Origin of the sequence: Frateuria sp. Soil773 (assembly GCF_001428405.1) — a bacterium.
Taxonomy (GTDB): domain Bacteria; phylum Pseudomonadota; class Gammaproteobacteria; order Xanthomonadales; family Rhodanobacteraceae; genus LMSL01.
The window spans coordinates 6,658-6,936 of sequence record NZ_LMSL01000023.1 but is presented as its reverse complement, the minus strand read 5'-3'; the positions used below and the strand labels follow the sequence as shown (position 1 = coordinate 6,936).

General features: G+C 70.4%; 2 pseudogenes. Both read left to right on the top strand.

From position 1 onward, the window contains the following. A pseudogene (locus tag ASG87_RS21190) lies at positions 1-100 on the top strand (type VI secretion system Vgr family protein); the annotation flags it as partial. Between the two features lies 1 nt (position 101). Further along, positions 102-210 (top strand): annotated as a pseudogene (locus ASG87_RS21185) (type VI secretion system Vgr family protein); the annotation flags it as partial. Positions 211-279: the final 69 nt, after the last annotated feature.

Here is a 279-nt window from a genome sequence, read left to right as displayed (position 1 = left end):
GGGCTTCGACGGCACGGGCCACAACCAGTTGGTGTTCGACGACAGCGACGGCCAGGGCCGGGTACAGTTCGCCAGCACCCAGGCGATGAGCCAGCTCACCNGGGCTTCGACGGCACGGGCCACAACCAGTTGGTGTTCGACGACAGCGACGGCCAGGGCCGGGTGCAGTTCGCCAGCACCCAGGCGATGAGCCAGCTCACCCTGGGCCATNTGGCACGGCCAGGGCGGCGGTCGAGCGAACCACGGCCACGCCGCGGCGCTGTCCGGGCTGAAGAGCCA